This is a genomic window from Thauera aminoaromatica S2 (assembly GCF_000310185.1).
GTDB classification, from domain to species: domain Bacteria; phylum Pseudomonadota; class Gammaproteobacteria; order Burkholderiales; family Rhodocyclaceae; genus Thauera; species Thauera aminoaromatica.
Genome location: NZ_AMXD01000002.1, coordinates 106,414 through 114,458, shown reverse-complemented (window position 1 = coordinate 114,458; position 8,045 = coordinate 106,414). Strand labels below are relative to the sequence as shown.

Below are 8,045 nucleotides of genomic sequence, written 5' to 3'. Positions count from 1 at the left end.
GCGGGTGCGGCGGCCGCAGCCGGCGCCGGGGCCGCCGCTGCGGCGCCCGCCGCCTCGAGCTTGATCAGCACCGTGCCCTCGGACACCTTGTCGCCGATCGCGACCAGCACTTCCTTGACCACGCCGGCGGCCGAGGACGGCACGTCCATGGTGGCCTTGTCGGATTCGAGCGTCGCGATCGCGTCGTCGACCTTGATGGTGTCGCCCACCTTCACGAACAGCTCGATCACCGGCACCGCGTCGAAATCGCCGATGTCGGGTACTTTCACTTCAATGAGTTGGCTCATGTTCTCAGTCTCCTTGCGCGCTCAGACCGACATCGGGTTCGGTTTGGACGGGTCGAGCTGGTACTTGACCATCGCCGCGGCGACCTTGTCGCGGCCGATCGTGCCCTCGTCGGCCAGCGCCTTCAGCGCGGCCAGCGTCACCCAGTGGCGATCCACCTCGAAGAAGTGGCGCAGCTGCTCGCGGGTGTCGGAGCGGCCGAAGCCGTCGGTGCCCAGCGTGACGTAAGTGCGGTCGAGCTGCGCGCGGATCTGCTCGGGGAACATGCGGATGTAGTCGGTGGCGGCGACGACCGGGCCTGCGAAGCCGGCGAGCTTCTGCTGCACGTGGGTCTTTCGCGGCTCTTCCATCGGGTGCAGCAGGTTCCAGCGCTCGACGTCGTGGCCGTTGCGGGCCAGCTCGTTGAAGCTGGGCGCGCCCCAGATGTCCGACTCCACGCCCCAGTCGGCCTTGAGCAGCTCGGCGGCGGCGATCACCTCGCGGAAGATCGTGCCCGAACCCATCAGCTGCACGCGCGGGGTCTTGGCCTGGCCGCCCTGGCGGAACAGGTACAGGCCTTTGAGGATGTCGGCCTCGGCGCCAACCGGCATCTCGGGATGTTCGTAGTTCTCGTTCATCACCGTGATGTAGTAATACACGTCCTCCTGCTCGGCGAACATGCGGCGCAGGCCGTCCTGCACGATCACCGCGACCTCGTACTGGAAGGTCGGGTCGTAGCTGATGCAGTTGGGGATCATGTTGGCCATGATCAGGCTGTGGCCGTCCTCGTGCTGCAGGCCTTCGCCGTTCAGGGTCGTGCGCCCGGCGGTGCCCCCGATCAGGAAGCCGCGGGTGCGCTGGTCGGCGGCCGCCCAGCACAGGTCCATGGTGCGCTGCAGGCCGAACATGGAATAGAAGATGTAGAACGGGATCATCTGCACGTTGTGCACGCTGTAGGCGGTGCCCGCGGCGATCCAGTCGGCCATCGCGCCGGCCTCGTTGATGCCTTCCTGCAGCACCTGGCCGGTCTTGCTCTCCTTGTAGAACATGAGCTGGTCATGGTCTTCCGGCACGTAGTTCTGGCCTTGCTGGTTCCATATGCCGTACTGGCGGAACATGCCCTCCATGCCGAAGGTGCGGCTTTCGTCCGGGACGATCGGCACGACATGCTTGCCGATCTGCTTGTCCTTCAACAGCGTGTTCATGATGCGCACCACCGCCATGGTGGTCGACAGCTCGCGGCCCTCGCCCGAGGCCTTGAGCAGCGCGGCGAAGGTGTCCAGGCCCGGGATCTCGAGCGCGGCGGCCTTGCGCCGGCGCTGCGGCAGGAAGCCGCCCAGGTCCATGCGGTGCTTGAGCAGGTACTTGTGCTCGGGAGAGTCCTCGGCGAACTTCAGGTAGGGCAGTGCCTCGAGCTGGTCGTCGGGCACCGGCAGGCCGAAGCGGTCGCGGAAGCGGCGGATGGCCTCGACGTCCATCTTTTTCTGCTGGTGCGAGATGTTCATCGCCTCGCCGGCCTGGCCCATGCCGAAGCCCTTGATGGTCTTGGCCAGGATCAGCGTGGGCTGCCCCTTGTGCTCGTTGGCGGCCTTGTAGGCGGAGAAGATCTTGAAGAGATCGTGGCCGCCGCGGTTCAGGTTCCACACCTGCTCGTCGGTCCAGTCGGCCACCAGCGCGCGCAGCTCGGGCGTGTTGAAGAAGTGCTCGCGCACGTAGGCGCCGTCCTTGGCCTTGAAGGTCTGATACTCGCCGTCGCACAACTCCATCATGCGCTGCTTGAGGATGCCCTTCTTGTCGCGGGCGAAGAGCGCGTCCCAGTGCGTGCCCCAGATCACCTTGATGACGTTCCAGCCCGCGCCGCGGAACTCGGACTCGAGCTCCTGGATGATCTTGCCGTTGCCGCGCACCGGACCATCGAGGCGCTGCAGGTTGCAGTTGATCACGAAGACGAGGTTGTCCAGGCCCTCGCGGCCGGCCATGCCGATCGCGCCCAGCGATTCGACCTCGTCGGTCTCGCCGTCGCCCAGGAAGGCCCACACCTTGCGCTGCTGCGCGCGTGCCGGATCGATCAGGCCGCGGCTGGCCAGGTATTTCATGAAGCGCGCCGAGTAGATCGCGCACAGCGGACCCAGGCCCATCGACACGGTGGGGAACTGCCAGAAGTCGGGCATCAGCCAGGGGTGCGGGTAGGACGAGATGCCCTTGCCGCCCACTTCCTGGCGGAAGCTGTCCATCTGTTCTTCGGTCAGACGGCCCAGCATGAACGCGCGCGCATACACGCCCGGCACCGAGTGGCCCTGGAAGTAGATCAGGTCGCCGTCGTGCGCCTCGGAGGGCGCGTGCCAGAAGTGCGAGAAGCCCACGTCGTAGAGCGCCGCCGCCGAGGCGAAGGAGGCGATGTGACCGCCCACGTTGGTGTCCTTGTTCGCCCGCACCACCATCGCCATCGCGTTCCAGCGGATGTAGGAGTGGATCTTGATCTCCAGATCCGGATCGCCCGGGTAGGGCGGCTGGCGCTCGGCCGGAATCGTGTTGATGTACTCGGTCGTGGCCGAGTAGGGGATGTTCACCCCCTCCTGGCGCGCCGTGGCGATCAGGGTCTCGATCAGGTAGTGGGCGCGCTCGGGGCCTTCGTGTTCGACGACGGCGGCGAGCGCGTCCAGCCATTCCTTCGTTTCCTGCGCATCCGTGTCGGTTTGCGGGAGAACGGTGCTGATTCCGGTCATGGTTTGTCTCCTCATGACGTTCAGTTGGCGATTCCTGTCTGGCGGGACAGGCGGGTTGTTGGTTACGGGCACGACCATGCCGGCTGCCGCACGGTCAGCGTTTCAAAATATAAAACGTCTTTTCGCAATGTGCAATATGTTTTCACCTGGTGAACACGAAATCGGCTCCCTGATCGCTCGCGCTCATGGTCCCGGCCTCTCCGGCGCCGCCTCGTGGGCGAACACCACGGCGCCGTCGCGGATCTCGCCGAGGTGGATCTGGCGCGCGCTGCGCAGGGTTTCGTGGTTGTCGCGGGAGAAGGGGCGGCGATAGCGCATGATCACGCCATCGACCTCCGCATCCAGGTTTTCGAGCGCCTCGCGGATGCGCGGACCGTCGAGGCTGCCGGCCTGGCGGATCGCCGCGGCGAGCAGCTGCATCGAGTCGTAGCCCTGTGCGGCCGCCGGTGGCACCGGGATACGCACGCTGCCGGTGGCGCGCTCCCACGCCGCGAGGAAGGCCGCCTGCGCCGGGCTGCGTGCCTCGGCGATGAAGGTCTGTGGCATGCGTGCGCCCTCGGCGTTGCGGCCGGCGAGTTCGATGAAGCTCGACATGGCCAGCGTCCAGCTGCCGATGATCGGCACCTGCCATCCGAGGCGGGCCATCGAGTTGGCGATGTGGGCGAGCTCGGGGCCGATGCCATAGGTGAGCACGGCTTGCGCACCGGCGGCGCGTGCGCGTTCGAGCTGCGGTCGCATGTCGGTCTCGCGCAACTGGAAGCGCTCGACCACCACCGCGGTCCGCCCGCGCGTGCCCAGGGCTGCGATGAGATCCTGGCTTCCCAGCACCCCGTAGTTGGTGGCGTCGTGCAGGATCGCGAGCCGGGTCAGGCCGCGCCGGCCGACAGCCTCCTCGACGATCACCGCGGCCTGCAAGGTGTCGCTGGCGGAGACGCGGAACACGTAGTTCTCGGTGAAATCGGGGGGCTGGAACTGCTTGGTGATCAGCGAGCCGGTGGCGACCGAGGTGATCACCGGGATGCGCGCCATCTGGTAATGGCGCTGGCTGGCGAGCGCGACACCGGTATTGACGATGCCCAGTCCGGCGGTGACACGTTCGCGATGGATGAAGTCGCGCACGATCTGCGCGCCAAGCTCGTTGCTCGCCTCGTCGTCGCGCTCGACGAGCTCGATGCGCCGACCGAGCAGGCCGCCGCCGGCGTTGAGCTCCTCGGCGGCGATGCGGATGCCCTCGCGCATCGACAGCCCCATCGGCGCCGACGGACCGGAGAAGGGCCCCGACACGCCCACCCGGATCGGTGCCCGCTCGCCGCCGCTCGGGCGTGCGCCCGCGCCCACGGCCTCTGCCGGGACGGCCTGTGCCGACAACTGCGGCGCCAGGAGCAGAAGCGTCACGAAGGCGCGCCCGAGCAGCGCGAGGAAGGGTTTCATCCTTGCACTGTAGGCAGCGTGAACAAGCGCACAAATTGGCGGAAACCCCATCGCCGTCTGCTGCACTGCCGCATCCACACCGGGTATGCGTCCCCCGATCAGGGTTACACCGGATGACGCGGGCGGTCGCGCTCGACAACAATCCTGCTCCCGATCCGCCTCCCCGCGCCGCTCGTCCGGCCATCCTCCATGCAAGCCTCCGCCGCCGCCCGGGCGACCCTGTCGCGCTGGTACTGGGCCATGCCCTATCTCGCGGTGACCGTGCTCGCGCTGTCGATGCTCGCGGTCGTCTGGCTGCTGCAGGCGCGCGAGACCGCGGTCGAGCGCGACGCGCTCGCGCGCGACCTGCAGTGGACCGAGCAGTCGATCCGGCGCGCCATGCTCACCACCGAGGAGTTTCTCGTCCAGCTCGCGCGCGACCTGTCGGCGGGCACGCTCGACCACGACGACTTCCAGCTGCGCGCCAACGAGCATCTGGCGATCAACCCCGCGCTCGCCAACCTCGCCTGGGTGGACCGCGAGCACGTGATCGCCTGGTCGGCGCCCTTCGATACCCGTGACCTGCTCGCCGGCGAGATCCTCGTGGATGACCAGGTGGAGGCCTTCCAGAACAGCGCCCTGTCCGCCCGCCTGACCTACGGCCGGCCCTACATCGACGCGCGCGGCAGCGCGGTGATCGAGGTGTACGCGCCCGTGCTGCGGCGCGGCGATTCGCTCGGTGCGATCGTCGCCGTGTATTCGATCGAGCGCATGCTGAGCCGGCTGGTGCCGGCGCGCTTTGCCGAAAAATACCGGCTTGCGGTGCTCGACCGCGATGGCGGCGTGCTGACCCTCAGCTCGGCCCTGCCGCCCGCGCAGGAGGCGCTCTCGCTTACCCTCGTGCTCGATCCGCCGGGCAACGGCCTCGCGCTGCAGGCGATGGCCTTCCGGCCCGGTGGGGCGGTGCTGCGCTACCTGCCGGCGGTGCTCATCGTGGGGCTGTCGCTGCTGGTGCTGTGGAGCCTGTGGACGCTGCGCCGCCACGTGCAGCGCCGGGTGCGGGTGGAGAAGGAGCGCGACCAGCTCTTCGACCTTTCGCTCGACCTCTTGTGCGTCATCGATCTCGATGGTCGTTTCGGGCGCTGCAACCCGGCCTTCGAGCGCGTGCTCGGGCACGACCCCCGGAGCCTGCCCGGGTGCTCGCTGATCGACTTCGTGCATCCCGAGGACGTTTCCGAGACGCTGGCGATGTTGCGCCGCCTCGCCGGTGGCGAACCGGTGCGCTTCGAGACGCGCTGCCGCTGTGCCGACGGCAGCTACAAATGGCTGATGTGGAGCATCAACCCGGTACGCGAGGAGCGCCTGGTCTACGCCGTGGCGCACGACGTCACCGGACGCAAGGCCACCGAGGACGCGCTGCGCGCCGAGTCCGCCTTCCGCAAGGCGATGGAGGACTCGGTCGTCACCGGCCTGCGCGCGATCGACCTGTCGGGACGCATCATCTATGTGAACACCGCCTTCTGCCGCATGATCGGCTTCGACGAGGACGAGCTCGTCGGCGCCGGGCCGCCCTTTCCCTATTGGCCACCCGAGCAGCTCGCCGAATGCGAGCGCAACCTGTCGATGACCCTGTCGGGGCGCGCGCCGCGCAGCGGCTTCGAGATGCGCATCCTGCGCAAGAACGGCGAGCGCTTCGATGCGCGCTTCTACCTTTCCCCGCTGATCGACCTCACCGGCCGGCAGACCGGCTGGATGGCCTCGATCACCGACATCACCGAGCCCAAGCGCGTGCGCGCCGCGCTCGAGTCGGCGCACGAGCGCTTCGAGGCGGTGCTCGACGGCCTCGACGCCGCGGTGTTCGTGGCCGACGCGCGCACCGACGAGATCCTCTTCGCCAACCTCGCCTTCAAGCGCATCCATGGTTTCGACGCGGTCGGGCGCACCGTGCGCGGGGTGGCGGTGCCGCAGCCCGAGCGCGGCGACTACCGCGTCGATCCGCGCAACCTGTCGCCCGCCGACGTGCCGCGCGAGCTCTTCGACGGCGAATTGCTGCACCCGCAGTCGGGGCGCTGGTACCACGTGCGCGAGCAGGCCACACGCTGGGTGGACGGGCGCGTGGTGCGCATGGGGATCGCCACCGACATCACCGACCGCAAGCAGACCGCCGCGGTGGCGCGCGAGCAGGAGGAGCGCCTGCAGCGCACTTCGCGCCTGATCACCATGGGCGAGATGGCCTCGACGCTGGCGCACGAGCTCAACCAGCCGCTGGCGGCGATCGCGAACTACTGCGCCGGTTCGGTGACGCGGCTGCAGTCGGGCAAGGCGAGGACCGAGGACGTGCTCGCGGCGATGCAGAAGGCGAGCTTCCAGGCCGAGCGCGCCGGCAAGATCATCCGCCGCGTGCGCGAGTTCGTGAAGAAGAGCGAGCCGCAGCGCTGCGCGGTCGACCTCGTCGAGGTGCTGGAGGACGCGATCGGCTTCGCCGACATCGACGCCCACCGCACCCGCATCCGCATCCACACGGAGCTCGAGCCCGGGCTGCCGCCGGTGTACGCCGACCGCATCATGATCGAGCAGGTGCTGCTCAACCTGATCCGCAACGGCCTCGACGCCATGGCCGACGCCTTGCCCGAGGCGCGCGTGCTGACGGTGCGGGTGCGCACCGTCGGCGCGGACGCGGTCGAGGTCGCGGTGATCGACCGCGGCCACGGCATCAGCGAGGAGGGCAGGGCGCAGCTGTTCACGCCCTTCTACACCACCAAGGCCGAGGGCATGGGCATGGGGCTCAACATCTGCCGCTCGATCGTCGAGTTCCACAACGGCAGATTGCTGGTCGACGCCAACCCCGAAGGCGGTACCATATTCACGTTTACCCTGCCGACGGAGTCCGCAATTGAGCGCAGTGCCCGCAGCGCCTGACCAGATCGTACATGTCGTCGACGACGACGAAGCCCTGCGCGACTCGCTCGCCTGGATGCTGGAGGCCAACGGCCACGCGGTCGCGGTGCACGAGTCGGGCGAGGCCTTCCTCGCCGCCTGCACGCCGGAGATGACCGGCTGCGTGCTGCTCGACGTGCGCATGCCGGGCATGAGCGGGCTGGAGGTGTTCGAGGAGCTCGGGCGGCGGCGCTGCGGGCTGCCGGTGGTGTTCATCACCGGCCACGGCGACGTGCCGATGGCGGTGTCCGCGCTCAAGCAGGGCGCGGTGGATTTCGTCGAGAAACCCTTCGGCGAGCGCGAGATGCTGCGCGTGGTCGAGCAGTGCCTGCGCCTCGAGCGCGAGACCCGCGACCGCCGCCTGCAGGAGGCCGACACCGCGCGCCGGCTCGGGCTGCTCACCCAGCGCGAGCGCGAGGTGCTCGAGCTGATCATCGTCGGCAAGCTCAACAAGCAGATCGCCGACGTGCTCGGCATCAGCATCAAGACCGTCGAGGTGCATCGCGCTCGCGTGATGGAGAAGATGGGCGCGCATTCGCTCGCCGAACTCGTCCAGCACGTGGTGGTACTCGAACCCGGCGCCGTCCCGCGCTGACCCCGGCGCGTGCCGACGGGCGATCTCCGCGCCCGCATGCGCAGGAACTTTCTTCCACCCGGGCGGCTCCGCTGTGGGGGTGTGCCGTGTGCGATCGCCCCGTTTTGCCGAAA

5 protein-coding genes are annotated in these 8,045 nt (G+C 68.4%); 2 read left to right on the top strand and 3 right to left on the bottom strand.

Features of this window, described 5'->3' with window-relative positions:
- The 3 genes from C665_RS01365 to C665_RS01355 form a co-directional block, all read right to left on the bottom strand.
- Positions 1-287, bottom strand: a 287-nt coding sequence (locus tag C665_RS01365; RefSeq protein ID WP_004298196.1) for an acetyl-CoA carboxylase biotin carboxyl carrier protein subunit, incomplete at its 3' end; no start/stop codon positions are given.
- Positions 288-308: 21 nt separating this feature from the next.
- Entirely contained in the window at positions 309-2,990 is a 2,682-nt protein-coding gene (gene aceE / locus C665_RS01360) for a pyruvate dehydrogenase (acetyl-transferring), homodimeric type (RefSeq protein WP_004298194.1), read from the bottom strand.
- Positions 2,991-3,173: 183 nt separating this feature from the next.
- Positions 3,174-4,421, bottom strand: a complete 1,248-nt coding sequence (locus C665_RS01355) for an ABC transporter substrate-binding protein (protein WP_004298192.1) — start codon at positions 4,419-4,421, stop codon at positions 3,174-3,176.
- Positions 4,422-4,610: 189 nt separating this feature from the next.
- On the opposite strand from C665_RS01355, the gene C665_RS01350 reads away from it, so the two are divergent.
- Positions 4,611-7,319 (top strand): PAS domain-containing sensor histidine kinase, encoded by a 2,709-nt coding sequence (locus tag C665_RS01350; protein WP_040828234.1) that lies wholly within the window; start codon positions 4,611-4,613, stop codon positions 7,317-7,319.
- Positions 7,294-7,932 carry a response regulator transcription factor gene (locus C665_RS01345; protein ID WP_012585857.1) on the top strand — a complete coding sequence of 213 codons (639 nt, stop codon included), beginning with the start codon at positions 7,294-7,296 and terminating at the stop codon, positions 7,930-7,932. The genes C665_RS01350 and C665_RS01345 overlap by 26 nt, the downstream gene beginning before the upstream one ends.
- Positions 7,933-8,045 lie beyond the last annotated feature (113 nt).

Excerpts from the sequence above, each read along its gene's own strand:
- aceE (WP_004298194.1), bottom strand. The coding sequence starts at position 2,990 with ATGACCGGAATCAGCACCGTTCTCCCGCAAACCGACACGGATGCGCAG.
- C665_RS01355 (WP_004298192.1), bottom strand. The coding sequence starts at position 4,421 with ATGAAACCCTTCCTCGCGCTGCTCGGGCGCGCCTTCGTGACGCTTCTG.
- C665_RS01350 (WP_040828234.1), top strand. The coding sequence starts at position 4,611 with ATGCAAGCCTCCGCCGCCGCCCGGGCGACCCTGTCGCGCTGGTACTGG.